Below are 16,532 nucleotides of genomic sequence, written 5' to 3' on the forward strand. Positions count from 1 at the left end.
AGAGAACTTTAGTAGTTTACGTTACAGTACATTTAAAAAAAAACACTATGCCTAAATTTAAACTTTTAGTAACTCTATTTTTAATTTTTGGAGTTCAAATTAATATAAAAGCGGAAACTTGGGACGAACCTTGGCAGAAAGAAATAATCCAAAAAGCTGAATATTTTGTACTCGCTAATGTTATTGAGTTAGATAGTCTTGGAGTTCAAATTGAAATTCTACAGAACTTTGGACAGAAGAAATTACCAAATAAAGTCCTAATTAATGGGTTTTCACTTTTAAATTTGGGAAGTTCATCAGGACATGGAGTGCATTATGATTTTGAAAAAGGACAAAAATTATATTTTTTACTTACCCAAAAAAAAGATGGAAATTTTGCAATCCCAACACCTACTTCTGGTTTTGCAGTTTTGGATGAAGAAAATAATGTTTATGCTACATATAGACATAGTTATCATCAAGCATTAATTCCGAAAGATATTTACGAAATGACTTATCAATCAATTTGGAATTATTATCATAATATAGGTTATGATAAAAAGTCAATTGTCAAATTTATTAAACAACAAATTGAAAAAGAACCAGCAGGATTTTCTGAAAATGAAATTTCGACTTTCTTTTTACAACACGCTGCTTTAGAAACTGCTTATTTGTTAGATTTTCCAATCGAATTGAATCAAATTAAAAAGTTTGCAAAATCTGATAATTTTCATTCAAAGGTTTCATCTGTTCAACTTATGTCTCTTCTTGATAATAAAAACACAAAAGAATTTCTATTTGAATTTATACAAAGTGAGGAAAATGGTAATTTTGAGAAAGTAATTGCAATTCGTTCTCTCAAAAAAATCGGAGGAAAGAAATACAGATTCAAACTATTGGAAATTGCAGAAAATTTATCAGATGAAGAAACTGGATTTGGTGGAAATCTAATGGATCCAAGGATTGGAACAAGATTCCCTAGTCCAAGAGAAGCAGTAAAAGAAACCTATTAGAAATCAATAAGCATAAATGAAACTTGAACTATATCAAATAGACGCTTTTACAGATAAAATATTTGGTGGTAATCCTGCTTGTGTAGTTCCGTTAAAAGACTGGTTACCTGATGAGATATTATTGAAAATCGCAAAAGAAAATGCAGTTGCCGAAACTGCGTTTTTTGTAAACAAAGGTGACACAATACATTTACGTTGGTTTACGCCAGACATTGAAATGGACTTATGCGGTCACGCAACCCTTGCAACTGCACATTGCCTAAAATCAATTTTAAACTATCCTAAAGACCAAATAATATTTGAAACATTAAGTGGCGATTTAACTGTTTTAGTAAAACATGATGTCTACCATTTGGACTTTCCGTCACGAATGCCCACTGTTTCAGAACTACCAGAAGCGATTAAAAACTCCTTAAATATTCAACCCAAAGAAGTTTATAAATCAAGAGATTATGTATTGGTATATGACACAGAACAAGACATCAAAAACATTAAAATAAATAGACAACTATTTGACACCATAAATCTTGATCCTGGAGGAGTAATTGTTACAGCTAAAGGTGAAAATTGTGATTTTGTGTCACGGTTTTTTACACCTCAAGCGTCTATTTTAGAAGATCCTGTTACAGGTTCAGCACATTGTTCATTAATTCCGTTTTGGTCATCAAGGCTTAAAAAAAATGAACTACATGCCATACAAATGTCTGATAGAGTTGGAACATTACGTTGCCAAAACAAAAAAGATAGAGTCATTATAAGTGGACAAGCTAAAACATATTCAATTGGAAACTTATGGACAGAATAAAAAACTAATTAAAAAAACACCTATGACAAACAAAAAAAGAGACGTTGCATTTATGATTATTTCTGGTGCCATTATAGTAGTTGGTATAATTGGACTTTTTGTATTTAGACCCTTTGGTTTAATCACTATAGTTGTAGGTGCAGGCATGTTATTAATGGCGTATTTATCTAAATTATAATAGTACTAAATCACGTTAAATAACGTAAATTGCAAGCCCATTAAAAAGGAGTTAAACATGCAGAATCATTCCATGCTAGAGTACATAAAAGACGTATTACAAAACCTGCCAACTAATTGGTTAAATCTAACCACCCACAGACTAGACATTTACAACGAAGATAAAGCAAAAACTGAGTTTTTAAACGCATTTGAAACTTTATATCAAACTAATAATTCTAATACTACTGCATTAGATAATTTACCTACAGCGTACGACTACATTAGACTAGGCCATCCGTTATCTTGTATTTTAGAATGGGTTATTGCTAATTTAAACGGATTTCAAGCTGAGCATGTTATTAGCTTTTCATCGCAAGTCACTCCTATTTTAGCAATCCTTAGAAAAAATCTATTAGACAATAAAAACACGCAAATTTGCTACTCTGGGCAATTACCAAAATGCTTTGATGCAGACACCATACAACAGGTTTACGATTATCAATTCAACTTAAAACCAGTCGAAACTATTAACGATATTCCAGAATTTGATGGAAGTACTATTTTTATTGGTCAGCAAGAGGATATTACTCAGTTTCAAATCAACCAAACTATTGACTTTTACATCAATATTCATCCAGATTTTGGAAGTATCATTGTTGCTAACGGAAATGATGACTATATATCAGAGATTCAACATGTAAGACGACGCGAAACTATTGCTATGACACCCATTAATTGTCATTTAGTTTTAAGTGCATTAGCAAACCATTCGTCTTTTAACTTTAAAAGTGATAATGTTAACGCCGATAAAACTTCAGTTCTACAATCCATTACAAGTATCACTGGTGCTGCTACAAAACCATTAGTGGGTTCTAGCGGATTATCTATCCAATATGCGATTATGATGGGTCTAATTCATGATGCGCAGGACCATCACAAAGGAAAAGCTATTAAATTTATTGTTCCACCAAATTGTTATGGTGGCACCAATGACCAAGCAAGACGTGTTGCAACTTGTTTAGACCACGTGGAAATTGTCGATTTACCTGTAGATGGTGAGAATGATATGGTACAAAGTATAGACCGTATTTTAACCACTATTGCTAGCCAAGATGCTATCCCATATATAATTGCAGAAATTCCAACAAATCCAAGAGTTGAAGTACCAAACCTCGAAGATTTAAAAGCGGTTTTAAGTAAAATACGTTATACGCCTAATGGCGAAACTGCTATAGATCCTGTATTTATTTTAGATCAAACGTTTTGTCCAAATGTGCTATTTTTAGGAGAAGGTAAAATACTGTCAACTGTTAAAACTATCTCTTATGCAAGTGGTTCAAAATTTCCGAGTGGTGGATTGTGTACAGCTGGTTATTGTGTAGGAAATAGTAAAACAGAACGCTTAATGCAAAAGATAGAACAGCATCTATTATTATGTGATAATGAAGCAACAAATCTGCAATATCAGATTTTGGCAAAGCAGTTACCATCCATGAATCAGCGCATTGAAGATGCCTATCAAAACACTCGTGAGTTTGTAAACTTTATAAAAGAACATTTACCAGACGCAAAAATTAATTTTGTATCAGAAGACTTAGCAGAACAAGGATTCACGCCTTCAGTATTCTCTTTAGATTTACCAACAAAAGGACATACTGCTGAAGAAAAAGAACGTTACAAACGTGCATTAAATCATAAACTGATTAATTTAATGATTACTAAAATCCCAGAGGAAAGTAAATACTGCGTAAGTTATGGGCAATTAAAAGGCTGTTACTGGACTATTCCAGCAACGTCTACACAAGGTACTACCAAAGAAGGTGATAAAGATTATATTGCACGTGTTGCTTTGTCTGGAAATATGGATTTAGAAAAACACAAAGAAGTGTTTTTAGAATTTGTTGATAGTATTAAATAAGTCTAATTCTTATACAAACTAGGTAAACTCACTTTAAACTTAACAGCAATCAATCTAACGGTTATTACAACTGCTCCTGCGATAACAAACACAAAATCTGACGCAATAGGTAATTTGATTACTAAAAAATAAGTTGCACCTCCTAAGATACAAGCAGTAGCATAAACTTCTTTTCTAAAAATTACAGGTATTTCATTACATAAAATATCACGAATCACACCACCAAAACATGCAGACATCGTTCCTAAAAATATACAGATAATTGGGTGGAGTCCTGCATTTATTCCCTTTTCAACACCAACTACAGTATATAAACCAATACCAATGGTATCAAACAAAAACAAGGACTTACGCAAATAATCAATCTTACTTCTAAACACAACTGCAAAGACCGTAGACAAAATAACAACGTAAATAAACGTCATATCTTTCATCCAACTTACAGGAGTTTCACCTATTAAAATATCGCGTAAGGTTCCACCACCAACTGCAGTTACAAATGCAATAATTAGTATTCCAAATGCGTCCATTCGCTTATTAAGCGCAACCAAAACTCCTGATATTGCAAATGCAATAGTTCCTAAAATATCTATGATGTAAAACATACGCTATAAAAAAGCAAAACTAACACTTTATTATTCGTTTTAATAATAAAAATATTAGTGTATATAGTTTAAAAAACCCTAGTATACTTAAACTATTAGAGGCAACAGATTAGTAATTTATTTTTAATATTATCTTTTTTAGCCTATATTGTCACTGCTATTAATCAATATTCTATAAACCATGAAACGATTAGTTTTATTACTAACTGTTATTCTCCCGTTATGCTTTTCTCATAATTTACAAGCTCAAGACGATTATTCTCCTTGGACTGCAAGCTTAAGTACCAATGCTATAAACAATCCTGTAAGATCGTTACCTGGTGACGAGGGTCGTTTTAAAACGTGGAATTGGGATCCAGCAGGATTTAAAATTGGTTTAGCAAGACATATAAAAGGTAATTTATCTTTTGAAACCACTATTTCGCTTAGCGGAATTAAACAAAACTATGTTAATCTTGACGAGAAGTTTCCGTTAATTTCTTTAGACGGACTATTTAAATTAAACTTATCTAACAGTTTTGTGGTTAACCCTTACCTTGCTTTAGGTGGTGGTTACACTTGGCTGGATAATGTTGGTGCAGGAACCCTAAATGCAGGTGTTGGTATCAACGTGTGGTTAACGTATAATTTTGGATTGACTGCACAATCTGTTTACAAACATACGTTTAAAGATTATGGATTAAAACATTACCAACACTCGGTTGGAATAATTTTCAAATTTGGAGGCACAGATAGTGATAACGATGGTATTATTAATGAAGAAGACCAATGCCCAAACGTGTTTGGCTTAGCAACTTTAAATGGTTGTCCTGACAAGGATAAAGATGGTATTGCAGATAAAGACGATAACTGTCCTGATATGCCAGGAACTTTAGAGGGTTGTCCAGATACAGATAACGATGGTGTACCAGATCCTTATGACAGATGTCCAAATGTAGCTGGAGAACAATCTAACAGAGGTTGTCCATTACCAGATACAGATGGAGATGGTGTACTAGACAAGATGGATAAGTGCCCACAAAACAAAGGATTAAGTAGTAACAATGGTTGTCCAGAAGCTAAAAAAGAGCCAACAAAAATGACAGTATCTAATAAACCTGTTTTAATATATTTTGAATTAAGTAAAGCTGAAATCACAGAAGACAGTCAAACCATATTGGATAACGTTGCACAGTTTATGAAAAAATCTAAGTTCAAATCTTATGAGATTTCAGGACATACAGACAATACCTCGTCTAACGAGACCAATTTGAAACTGTCTTTAGAACGCGCTAATGCAGTAAGAGCTTATCTTGTGGATAAAGGTGTTGATGTAACCATGTTAATAACCAAAGGGTTTGGAGAAGAATTCCCGATTGACAAAACCAATACAGAGGAAGGTAGACAGAAAAATAGACGTGTAGAAATTATTCCATTGCAATAATGTGACAACTCATCTATAAAAAATAACAACTGGGTTACTTGTTTTAGTGAAACACAACGGTTTATTGCACCTTTGAAGTGTTAAACAATAAAACCACACATCATGAAAACATCAACAACACCAAACCAATTAAAAAGTAACCTATTAACCACTTTAGTTTTATTTGTATTAAGCCTAACACTAAGTGTTGCCCAAACAGATACTAAGGTTACTACCGAAGAGGGGCAGACTATAACAGTGACAATAGACAATGTAAAAAACAATACTGGACAAGTCGTGTTTGCCTTACATACAAAAGACACTTGGATGAAAGGTCAAGGAGTACAAAATACAACCACTACAATTGAAAACAATAGTGTAACAATTACTTTTACAAACGTACAACCAGGTACCTACTCGATTATGGCATTACACGATGTTAATAATAATAACCGCATGGATTTTGAAAACGGTATGCCACAAGAAAGCTATGGTATGTCAAACAATCCTATGAGTTATGGACCACCACAATTCTCTGAAGCTAAATTTGAAGTTACAAACGAAGATTTAGAATTTAACATACGCTTCTAACCACATCAAAAACCGAATAGTTATTAAGCCACTTTTTAAGTGGCTTTTTGTGTTTGTACTATTTGACTTTGACAAATTTTTCAAGTAACTTCGTTTAACGACTGATATAAAACACTTGTACTGCACTTTTCGAGGTGTTGAAACGTTTTCGTATCATTTAAGTTTGCATCATTACGAAAAACATCCTGCCATAAATTGAACAATTATTTTCAAGACATCGAATACCATTTAATAAAACACCTTTCGGAAACTAAAGAAAGACTTTTAATTGCTGTGGCTTGGTTTACGAATCAAACTATTTCTAATGCTTTAATTCGACTGAAAGATGTTAACATTGACATTATTGTAGATGATAATAAAGTAAATCGAGAATCAACAGCTATAATAGATTTACAGAATAACGCAATACAAATCTCATTCATTAAAGATTTACAAAAGAACTATTATTCAATGCACAATAAATTCTGTGTAATTGACAATAAAACTGTTTTAACAGGCTCATATAATTGGTCAAAAAACGCAAATACAAACGACGAGAATTTAGCTTTTATTTCTGACAAGGATATTGCTACAAGTTACAATATGGAGTTCAGCAAAATAAAGAACAAAAAATATAAAATAGACAGAATTTCATTTTCAAAAACAGAGGTAGAACAAATAACAAATCTCATTGAAAAGGGACTTGTCAACTCACTTAAAGCAAATCGTGAAAATCTGGAAACTGGAATGTTTAACAAGTGGACTGACAGAAAAATCAAAAACCAAATTCGTGAAATTAGCGAGAGAGTTCATAACACAGTCAAAGACAAAGTAGGTTCAATTGGAATTTATTCAGATTTAATAGCTAAATATGGAATTGAATTTAATTATTTGGCAACCGAAGAGGAAAAAGCCAACTCTCGGCATAAATATTCAAAAGAAGGAATTGATAAAATAGAACACTATTTAAACATTGATTTTCAGTTATTAAAAATCAAAGCTATAGACAAAATCTTATCTAAATATCAGGAATTAATTAAAACAAAAACAGCCAGAGAGGAAACAAGAAAGATATTAGAAATGGTTAATTATATAATAAAAGAGAAGTTATTTATTAATAATCAGTTAAAAAAAGACTGAATTGAAAAAATAACGTCGCACTACAACGTATAAAATTAATTGCTAGTGCAAGCCTACTCACGAAAATTCTCGCCGATTTTCTATTCGGTTTGTATTTGTTAAATTAGTTGCTAAAACCACGAAACTAATCATAAACAAAACCGTTAAACAAAAAACAAAAAAAAGAGCAACTTAAGTTGCTCTTTTTTTTGCTATTAATCAATCCTAATTAAAGGCTTTCACCCAACCAAGCATTCATCATCCAAACGGTTTTTTCTTGTTCAGTAATAAAATCGCTCATCATAGCGTTGGTTCCTTCATCATTGGCATCGTCAGATGCGTTTAAAATGTGTCGTTCTATTTTTAATAATTCGGTTAGCGAGGTTACAATTAACGCAACTGCGTTTTCGTCTTTAGACACATTGTGTCCAACAGGTACTTTAGCCTGTTTAATATAATCTCCAAAGGTATGTAAAGGGGTTTCGCCTAAAGTTAACACACGCTCTGCTATTAAATCTACTTTCATATTAGCATCTGTATACAGCTCTTCAAACTTAACATGTAAGTCAAAAAAGTTTTTTCCTTTTATATTCCAATGGATGCCTCTTAAATTCTGATAATATATCTGAAAATTAGCTAGTAAGTGATTTAATTGATCTGCTAATTCTTTTGTTTTTTTGATGTCTAATCCAAGACTATTAAGTGTCATAAAGCTATTATTTTTTGTTTAACATAAATTTACTGTGAATTAATTTCGATTTATCATAAATTTTATTGATAGATTTTATATTTTTATAGTCTTAAACTATTATTATGACTATCACACAATTATCATATGTCCTCGCAGTAGCAGAAAACCAGAACTTTACCAAAGCTGCTCAAAAATGCTTTGTGACGCAACCTACGCTAAGTATGCAAATACAGAAATTAGAAGACCAATTAGATGTTTTAATTTTTGACCGAAGTAAAAAACCTATAGAGCTAACCGAAGTTGGTAAAAAAATAGTAACACAAGCTAGAAATATAGTTAACGAATCGTACAGAATACAAGATATTGTAGATCAAGAAAAAGGATACATAGGTGGCGAATTTAAACTAGGGATTATCCCAACCGTTATGCCAACCTTACTCCCAATGTTTTTGAACAATTTTGTAAAAAAATATCCTAAAGTAAAGCTTAAAATAGAAGAGTTAACCACAGAGGAAATTATTTCTAGAATAAACGACGGACATTTAGATGCTGCTATAGCTGCGACACCGTTAGAGAACGAAACTATTAAAGAACGTGTCTTGTACTTTGAGCCTTTTGTGGCTTACGTCCCACAAAACCATAGATTAAGAGATAAAAAGACGTTAGAGGTCTCAGATTTGGATATTGACGACATGTTGTTACTAGAAGATGGACATTGTTTTAGAGATGGTGTGATTAATTTGTGTAAAGCGTTTAAACATCATAGTGATGATAAATTTCAACTAGAAAGCGGAAGTATAGAAACCTTAGTAAAATTATCTAATGAAGGCTTAGGTATGACCTTATTACCTTATTTGCATACTTTAGACTTAAATGATAAAGCCAAAAATAACCTACATTATTTTACAGAACCATCTCCAGCACGAGAAGTGAGTTTAATTTATCATAAAAGTGAACTAAAGATGCAAATTATTGAAGCATTACAAGATGTAATATCTGGTGTGGTAAGAGGCGCAATTGCTTTTCAGAACGTGCAAATAATAAGTCCAATAAGTAAATAAAAAAAGCGACCAGTTGGTCGCTTTTTGGTTTATCTTGTTAAGGATTTAAATAAATTAAACATTGATCTAGTTTTGGGTTTTGTAGTACTAAGGATTGTATATACACCTTAAGCTCTTCTATCTCGTAGGGCAATAATCGCTCCAGAGCTTTTTGTACTTCTTTACAAAACAACGTGGTATCAAAACTAACTTTTTGAAGTACAGTTTTGGTGTACTCAAACATTGCTCTTGCCATAATTAATTAAAGGTTTAGTTAAATAAAAGTAGTATTGTATTATAGGCAAACGGTTTAAAAGTTCCGATTAAAGGTAACAAAAAAATACATTCAAATTTCAAAGTCAACAAACTTTAACACTTAAAAAGACGTTAAATTTTAGGCTTTAAAATCTGTTGTCACCATCCAATAAATCGCCTAATCCACCTAAAATACTACCTTCGCCTTTACTTTTTCCACCTCTAGGCACGCTTTGTAATACACGTCCTGCTAATCTACTAAATGGTAAGGATTGCACGTAAACCACACCTGGACCTTTTAGTTTTGCAAAAAACAAACCTTCGCCTCCAAAAACAGTATTTTTTATACCACCAACAAACTCGATGTCATAATTAACCTCTTGTGTAAATCCAACAATACAACCAGTATCTACTCTTAAGGTGTCTCCAGCATGTAATACTTTTCTAGCTAATGTTCCGCCAGCGTGTACAAATGCCATTCCATCTCCTTCTAGTTTTTGCATGATAAATCCTTCACCACCAAACAACCCTCGACCTAATTTTTTACTAAATTCAATTCCAACACTAACACCTTTAGCTGCACATAAAAAGGCATCTTTTTGGCAAATAAATTTTCCGCCATACTCTAATAAATCGATAGCAACAATTTTTCCTGGATAAGGCGATGCAAAACTCACCTTACGTTTTCCTGTAAGGTTATTGTAAAAGGCTGTCATAAATAAACTTTCACCTGTTAGCAATCGTTTTCCTGCGCCAAACACTTTGCCTAAAAAACCTGTATCGTTTTTAGAGCCATCTCCAAAAATAGTTTCCATTTTAATGCCATCATCCATCATCATAAAGCTTCCTGCTTCAGCAATAACACCTTCATCTGGATCTAATTCGATTTCTACATATTGCATTTCTTCTCCAAAAATCTCAAAATCTATCTCGTGAGCATTTTTGTTATGTTCTGGTAATTCGTCTTTACGATACATATTTTTAAGGTTTTAATTTATTATATGTTGCTTATTAATGTAATTTGTTACAAAAAGTTAACTACCCTTTAACTTTAATAGACCATTCAAAATTAAACGTGGACACAACTAATCCTTCTTGGTTGGTTCCAATGGATTGCATAGTCACCGTTTGACCGTCTCCAGTTTTAATGGCTGCAGCTAGTGCTTGGTCTACCTTGTGACCATCATCACACACAAAAGTGATTCGTCCAGTTGCTTTTTTAGTAAACGTGGCGTTGTTAGAGGTGACTAACATAGATACTTTTTTACCAGAGGATTTAATTTTCATCATCATCATAGCTCCAGTTGCAAACTCTGCTGCCATCCCTTGAACAGCCCAAAACATAGAATTAAACGGATTTTGATTTATCCACCTATGCTTTACAGTAGTAATACATTGCTGGTCGTTAAGCACTTTAGTGCGAACACCACAAAAGTAAGCAGATGGTAATTTAAGCATTGTAAATGCGTTGAGTTTACTGGGAGATATCTTCATTTATAAGTCTATTTTCAGCTAAATTATTGAAAATAATTGACATTACTATATGTTAAAAAAATGTTAATTTTAAGTACTTTGTATTGCATAATACCTTCTTTTAGATATATATTTGCATAAGAAACTATTATATACTTTTTAAATATGGTTACCAATCATCATAAAAACCTAGCCACTTGTATTCATTTATCGACATTTTCTCGATTTATAATTCCATTTGGAAATATTATAGCGCCAATTATATTATGGATTACTAATAAAGATAAATCAGATTTTATAGATACACATGGTAAGCAAGCTATTAATTTTCAATTTAGTGTATTGCTATATGCACTAATTATTGGTTTGGCTTGTATTCCGTTTTTTGCTTTTAATGTATTTAGTCATTTTGACATCTTAGATTTTCAAGCGTTTGAAGGAATAAGAATTAATATTAGCAAACCCTCTCCTCTATTTTATATTGGAGGAGGATTAGGTCTTTTAGCTGTTATTGGATTTATATTGGAAATCATTTTTATTATTAATGCAAGCTTAAAAGCTAAAGATGGAGAGAATTACAACTATCCATTAACCATACATTTTATAAAATAAGCACATGAAACATTCACTATTAATATTAGTCCTATTATTTTCAGTTTTTGCTTTAAGCCAAGTAGATAAAGATTCAGAATTATATAAAAAATTAGCTATAAATGATAGTATGTTATTTACAGAAGGATTAAATAAATGTAATCCAAAATTAATGGCTAAATACATACACTCTGACTTTGAATTTTACCATGACAAAGGTGGAATCAATAAAGGTAAAGACCAATTTATAATTGGTTTAGAACAACAATGTGCTGGAGAAGGCTTAGGTAACAAACGTTATTTAGTAGCTGGATCTTTAGTTGTTTATCCTCTTTATAACAAAGGTGAACTTTATGGCGCAATACAACATGGAGAACATAATTTTGGAGATAGTACACCAAAATTTACCCACTTATGGCTCCTTGAGAATAACGAGTGGAAAATAAGTAGGGTTTTAAGTTACGACCATTAACAATCATCATCAATCAATCATATCATCAAAAAACGAACAGTTTAATTATGAAACACTCTAAAGACTTATGAAGATAGAAAACACAAAAGCACAAATGCGTAAAGGCGTTTTAGAATACTGCATTTTGTCTGTTTTAAAAGACGAAGACGCTTACGTTGCAGAAATTTTAGGTACGCTAAAGGACGCAAAGTTGTTGGTAGTAGAAGGAACCATTTATCCTTTATTAACTCGACTAAAGAATGCTGGATTACTCAATTATCGTTGGGAAGAATCTACTTCTGGACCACCACGTAAATATTACGGATTAACAGAAACAGGTCACCTATTTTTAAAGGAATTAACCACGACTTGGGACGAATTACAAAACGCAGTAAACATAGTAACATCAATTAAATCAACTAAAAAATGAATAAAACAGTCAACATAAATTTAGCAGGTATATTTTTTCATATCGATGAAGATGCATACTTAAAATTACAGCGCTATCTTGAGGCTATAAAACGTTCATTTACAGACTCTCAAGGTCGTTCAGAAATAATAGCAGATATAGAAGCTAGAATAGCAGAACTATTCTCTGAACGCATGAAAACAGACCGTCAGGTTATTGGAAATAAAGAAGTTGAAGACGTCATTACTATTATGGGGCAACCTGAAGATTATCTTGTCGATGACGAGATTTTTGAAGACGAGCCAAACAAAAGTTATACACATTCAAAATCATCAAAAAGCAGTAATTCTAAAAAGTTATTTAGAGACACAGAAAACAGTTATATTGGAGGTGTTTGTGCAGGATTAGCGCATTACTTTAATATAGATGTTATTTGGGTGAGATTAGTATGGATTTTACTTGTTTTTGGAGCAGGAACTGGTATTTTCTTATATATTTTACTTTGGATTTTTATTCCTGAAGCCACAACCACATCGGACAAGTTAACCATGACTGGTGAGGAAGTCACGATAACAAACATCGAAAAAAAAATTAAAGATGGATTTGAAAGCGTATCCGAAAATGTAAAGAATATTGATTTTCAAAAACACGCAGACAAATTAAAAGAAGGATTTGAACAAGCGTCAGATAACATTTCAGAGTCGGTCAAACGTATTGATAGCAACAAGATAAAATCTAGTAGCAAATCGTTTTTTGATAGTGTTGGAGGCGTATTCTCCTCATTTTTTAAAATCTTTTCAAAATTTATAGGTATTGCTTTAGTCATGTCATGTGTTGCTGGAATAGTTGTTTTGGCTATAGGTCTATTATTTGGAACATTCTATGATGCTGATTTTAGATTTTTTGATGCCGATTTTATTAGAGCACATGATGCATTAGACGGATCATTTTGGGTATTTCCAGTATTGATTTTTATAGTCTCTGTTATTCCTATAATTTTCTTTATATACTTAGGTTTAAAAATCTTGATTAACAATCTTAAACCTATGGGTAGTGTTGCAAAATACAGCTTAATTGGTCTATGGATAATGGCGGTTATTGGACTAGCAATAGTAGGAACCAAACAAGGCTTGAGTTATAAAGAGAAAGCTGCAGACATCAAAACACAACCATTAGTAAATATCAAAACAAACGACACTTTAGTGGTTAGTATGAATTATAATGACACATTTGCTGAGCGTTTTAGAAGAGATTACGGCTTACAAAGTGCTAATGATGACAATGGTAACGAGGTAACTTTCTCTCAAGGTATTCGATTAATAGTAAAATCAACAAAAGATAGCGTCGCTAAACTTAGAGTAGATAAATCTGCAAGAGGAAGTAACTTTAACAAAGCTAAAGATAGAGCTAAAAATATAAGTTACAACTATACTTTAAATGGTAATAATTTAATTTTAGATAACTATTTTACAGTCCCAAATAATGCTATATCAAGAGATCAAGAAGTAGAATTAACCTTATACTTACCTGAAGGTAGTATTTTATATGCAGAAGAAAGTACTTATAACTACCACAAAAATAATAGTCACTATTACAATGACATATTAAATAATGGTATGGAAGAGCACTATCTATTGGTTAAACGTGCAAAATTAGAATGCCTTGATTGTGAAGAAGATGAAAAAGACAATGACCAAACTATGACCAATGAAGAAGACACCTCAACTCTAGTAGTTAACGAAGATGGTTTAGTAGCTAAAAGTGAAACTATGGACGTCATTATAAATGATGAAGGTGCAAAAGCTAGCACCAAAAATGTTGAAGTCACTATCACAGAAGAGGATGGTATAAATATTACAAACAAAAACGACAAATAACAATCACACTAAAAACAAACATTATGATCGCATTAATCGAGTATCTAGTCACCTCAATTTCATCTATTTTTATATAGATAAAACCAAAATCAATCAAAAAAACCAGCCATCTCAAGCTTTAAAAAAGTTTGGGATGGTTTTTGTTTATATTTGTAAGTAACTAAACTATTTATACAAATGATTAAACAATTACTATCCTTATTTTTAATACTGATTACTACTACAGCCTTTTCTCAAAAAAAAGAAAAAGTAAAAGGTAGTCGCGTGTTAAGCACAGAAACTACTGCTGTTTATGGGTTTCAGCGTTTAGTTTTAAACGAAGATTTTGAAGTTAAATTGGTTAAAGCAGACTCAACGTCGGTACAAATAATGACAGACGACAACTTGCATGAATACATAAGTATAGTCTCTCAAGACAGTACCTTAAGTCTTAAAACAACTGCAAAGCTTCAGGAAAAAAAATTAGAAATCACTGTGTTTTATAATGATATTTTAAATACCATAGAGCTAAATGAAGATGCGGAAATAAGTTCTGAAAACACCTTAGAATTCAACGATTTAACACTTACTGCTTCAGAAAGCTCAAAAGCCTACTTAACTATAGAATCTGATTTATTTAAAATAATAAACAACGATAGAGCTAAAGTAGAACTTAATGTAACAGCAAAAGCAGTTAATTTAGAGCTAAACGACAATAGTAAATTAGAAGCTTTAATTAATGCGTCTAATATTGTCGCAGATTTATTAGAAAGTGCTAATGCAAAAGTTGAAGGTGACACAGAAAACTTAACTTTAACAGCAGATAACTCTTCAGATTTTAGAGGCGAAAATTTAACCGTTAAAGACGCATCTGTAAAGACAGAGAATAGAGCTGAAGTTAGTATTGAAGTTAATGGAGATTTAATTATTGATGCTTCAGGCTCTTCAGATATTAGTATTTACGGTAGTCCAAAAATTACAATAGAAGCGTTTGAGGATAATGCTATTTTAAGACGTAAATAGCCTCATGTTATAATACAAAAAAGCCGAAGCAAATGCTTCGGCTTTTTTAGTTAGTACTATTAAAGTGTTAGTTATAAGTAGACGTACTTACTTCAAAATTAGCATCTTTTGCTGCTAAATAACGTTCGGCATCTAAAGCTGCCATACAACCTGTTCCTGCAGCTGTAATAGCTTGTCTATACACGTGGTCTGCTGCGTCTCCACTAACAAAAACTCCGTCTATGTTAGTTTTTGAAGTACCTGGTTTTGCATTAATTATATAACCTGTTTCATCTAGGTCTAAATACCCTTTAAAAATATCGGTATTTGGTTTGTGTCCAATTGCAACAAAAAATCCAGTAGCTGGTATCTCATGCTTCTCATTAGTCTGATTATTAAATACTCTTACACCAGTAACTACTTGTCCATCACCTAATACCTCATCGGTTTCTGTGTTATATAGTATTTCAATATTCTCAGTATTTTTAACACGCTCTGTCATAATTTTTGATGCTCTAAACTCATCACGTCTTACTAACATAGTTACTTTGGTGCATAATTTAGATAGGTAATGTGCTTCTTCACAAGCACTATCTCCTGCTCCAACAATAACTACTTCTTGATTTCTATAGAAAAAACCATCGCAAACTGCACATGCAGAAACACCACCTCCTAACTTTAGATATTTTTGTTCTGAGTCTAAACCTAAGTATTTAGCAGAAGCACCTGTAGAAATAATAACAGTATCGCAATGAATTTCTTTTTCATCGTTAACCCATACTTTGTGCGTATCTCCAGAAAAATCTACTTTAGTAACCCAACCGTTTCTAACATCTGTTTCAAAACGCTCTGCTTGCTTTTGAAGCTGCATCATCATTTCTGGACCAGTAACACCATCTGGATAACCTGGAAAATTTTCGACTTCGTTAGTTGTTGTTAATTGTCCACCTGGTTGTGTTCCTTGGTACAAAACTGGTTTCATATTGGCTCTAGCTGCATAAATTGCTGCAGTATATCCTGCAGGACCAGACCCTATAATTAAGCATTTTACTCTTTCTATTGTATCAGACATATATATATAATTTTTCTTTGACAAAAGTAGAATTTTAAGTCAAAACCTTACCTAAGATTTATTAAAAGTTATTATAAAATCATAAACATATCTTATGGTGTTTTATTGAAACATATATATAG

At 32.1% G+C, this 16,532-nt stretch carries 19 protein-coding genes; 13 read left to right on the top strand and 6 right to left on the bottom strand.

Going from position 1 to position 16,532, the window contains the following annotated elements; genetic code table 11:
- Positions 1–47: 47 nt before the first annotated feature.
- From Ollyesu_RS01080 to Ollyesu_RS01095, 4 genes are read left to right on the top strand one after another with little or no spacing between them, the layout of a single operon-like run.
- Positions 48–992, top strand: a complete 945-nt coding sequence (locus Ollyesu_RS01080) for a hypothetical protein (protein ID WP_279301973.1) — start codon at positions 48–50, stop codon at positions 990–992.
- 16 nt (positions 993–1,008) lie between these two features.
- Positions 1,009–1,797: a PhzF family phenazine biosynthesis protein gene (locus Ollyesu_RS01085; protein ID WP_279301974.1), complete on the top strand. Its 789-nt coding sequence runs from the start codon at positions 1,009–1,011 to the stop codon at positions 1,795–1,797.
- Positions 1,798–1,819: 22 nt separating this feature from the next.
- On the top strand, positions 1,820–1,975 hold the full coding sequence (locus Ollyesu_RS01090) for a hypothetical protein (protein ID WP_279301975.1): 156 nt from the start codon (positions 1,820–1,822) through the stop codon (positions 1,973–1,975).
- Positions 1,976–2,032: 57 nt separating this feature from the next.
- The gene (locus tag Ollyesu_RS01095; RefSeq protein ID WP_279301976.1) at positions 2,033–3,874 is read left to right on the top strand and encodes a PLP-dependent transferase; all 1,842 of its coding nucleotides are present in this window, start codon (positions 2,033–2,035) and stop codon (positions 3,872–3,874) included.
- Positions 3,875–3,876: 2 nt separating this feature from the next.
- Here the strand turns inward: Ollyesu_RS01095 and Ollyesu_RS01100 are convergent, their stop codons facing one another.
- Entirely contained in the window at positions 3,877–4,479 is a 603-nt protein-coding gene (locus tag Ollyesu_RS01100; RefSeq protein WP_279301977.1) for a trimeric intracellular cation channel family protein, read from the bottom strand.
- Positions 4,480–4,660: 181 nt separating this feature from the next.
- Here Ollyesu_RS01100 and Ollyesu_RS01105 point away from each other — a divergent pair, with 181 nt between their 5' ends.
- The 3 genes from Ollyesu_RS01105 (at position 4,661) to Ollyesu_RS01115 (ending at position 7,591) form a co-directional block, all read left to right on the top strand.
- Positions 4,661–5,902 carry an OmpA family protein gene (locus Ollyesu_RS01105; RefSeq protein WP_279301978.1) on the top strand — a complete coding sequence of 414 codons (1,242 nt, stop codon included), beginning with the start codon at positions 4,661–4,663 and terminating at the stop codon, positions 5,900–5,902.
- A gap of 102 nt (positions 5,903–6,004) precedes the next feature.
- The gene (locus Ollyesu_RS01110) at positions 6,005–6,472 is read left to right on the top strand and encodes a DUF2141 domain-containing protein (protein WP_279301979.1); all 468 of its coding nucleotides are present in this window, start codon (positions 6,005–6,007) and stop codon (positions 6,470–6,472) included.
- Between the two features lie 195 nt (positions 6,473–6,667).
- Entirely contained in the window at positions 6,668–7,591 is a 924-nt protein-coding gene (locus Ollyesu_RS01115; protein WP_279301980.1) for a phospholipase D-like domain-containing protein, read from the top strand.
- Positions 7,592–7,799: 208 nt separating this feature from the next.
- On the opposite strand, the gene Ollyesu_RS01120 is transcribed toward Ollyesu_RS01115, so the two are convergent.
- Positions 7,800–8,279, bottom strand: a complete 480-nt coding sequence (locus tag Ollyesu_RS01120; protein ID WP_279301981.1) for a DNA starvation/stationary phase protection protein — start codon at positions 8,277–8,279, stop codon at positions 7,800–7,802.
- A gap of 104 nt (positions 8,280–8,383) precedes the next feature.
- Between Ollyesu_RS01120 and Ollyesu_RS01125 the strand changes: the two genes are divergently transcribed.
- On the top strand, positions 8,384–9,322 hold the full coding sequence (locus tag Ollyesu_RS01125) for a LysR substrate-binding domain-containing protein (RefSeq protein ID WP_279301982.1): 939 nt from the start codon (positions 8,384–8,386) through the stop codon (positions 9,320–9,322).
- Positions 9,323–9,359: 37 nt separating this feature from the next.
- Here Ollyesu_RS01125 and Ollyesu_RS01130 read toward each other — a convergent pair whose 3' ends face one another.
- The 3 genes from Ollyesu_RS01130 to Ollyesu_RS01140 all read right to left on the bottom strand — a co-directional run bounded on the left by Ollyesu_RS01130 (position 9,360) and on the right by Ollyesu_RS01140 (position 11,050).
- Positions 9,360–9,557 (bottom strand): hypothetical protein, encoded by a 198-nt coding sequence (locus Ollyesu_RS01130; RefSeq protein WP_279301983.1) that lies wholly within the window; start codon positions 9,555–9,557, stop codon positions 9,360–9,362.
- Between the two features lie 145 nt (positions 9,558–9,702).
- Entirely contained in the window at positions 9,703–10,533 is an 831-nt protein-coding gene (locus Ollyesu_RS01135) for a TIGR00266 family protein (RefSeq protein ID WP_279301984.1), read from the bottom strand.
- Between the two features lie 61 nt (positions 10,534–10,594).
- Positions 10,595–11,050 carry a DUF4442 domain-containing protein gene (locus Ollyesu_RS01140; protein ID WP_279301985.1) on the bottom strand — a complete coding sequence of 152 codons (456 nt, stop codon included), beginning with the start codon at positions 11,048–11,050 and terminating at the stop codon, positions 10,595–10,597.
- A gap of 144 nt (positions 11,051–11,194) precedes the next feature.
- Here Ollyesu_RS01140 and Ollyesu_RS01145 point away from each other — a divergent pair, with 144 nt between their 5' ends.
- The 5 genes from Ollyesu_RS01145 to Ollyesu_RS01165 all read left to right on the top strand — a co-directional run bounded on the left by Ollyesu_RS01145 (position 11,195) and on the right by Ollyesu_RS01165 (position 15,359).
- On the top strand, positions 11,195–11,641 hold the full coding sequence (locus Ollyesu_RS01145) for a DUF4870 domain-containing protein (protein WP_279301986.1): 447 nt from the start codon (positions 11,195–11,197) through the stop codon (positions 11,639–11,641).
- A 4-nt stretch (positions 11,642–11,645) separates the two neighbouring features.
- A complete protein-coding gene (locus tag Ollyesu_RS01150; RefSeq protein ID WP_279301987.1) occupies positions 11,646–12,092 on the top strand; it encodes a DUF4440 domain-containing protein in 447 nt (148 codons plus the stop codon).
- 67 nt (positions 12,093–12,159) lie between these two features.
- A complete protein-coding gene (locus Ollyesu_RS01155; protein ID WP_111658952.1) occupies positions 12,160–12,501 on the top strand; it encodes a PadR family transcriptional regulator in 342 nt (113 codons plus the stop codon).
- Positions 12,498–14,357: a PspC domain-containing protein gene (locus tag Ollyesu_RS01160; RefSeq protein ID WP_279301988.1), complete on the top strand. Its 1,860-nt coding sequence runs from the start codon at positions 12,498–12,500 to the stop codon at positions 14,355–14,357. Before Ollyesu_RS01155 ends, Ollyesu_RS01160 begins: the two co-directional genes overlap by 4 nt.
- 177 nt (positions 14,358–14,534) lie before the next feature.
- A complete protein-coding gene (locus Ollyesu_RS01165; protein WP_279301989.1) occupies positions 14,535–15,359 on the top strand; it encodes a DUF2807 domain-containing protein in 825 nt (274 codons plus the stop codon).
- Positions 15,360–15,426: 67 nt separating this feature from the next.
- On the opposite strand, the gene trxB is transcribed toward Ollyesu_RS01165, so the two are convergent.
- Positions 15,427–16,410 (bottom strand): thioredoxin-disulfide reductase, encoded by a 984-nt coding sequence (gene trxB / locus Ollyesu_RS01170; protein ID WP_279301990.1) that lies wholly within the window; start codon positions 16,408–16,410, stop codon positions 15,427–15,429.
- Positions 16,411–16,532 lie beyond the last annotated feature (122 nt).

It is taken from the genome of Olleya sp. YS (genome assembly GCF_029760915.1).
Classification (GTDB): Bacteria; Bacteroidota; Bacteroidia; order Flavobacteriales; family Flavobacteriaceae; genus Olleya.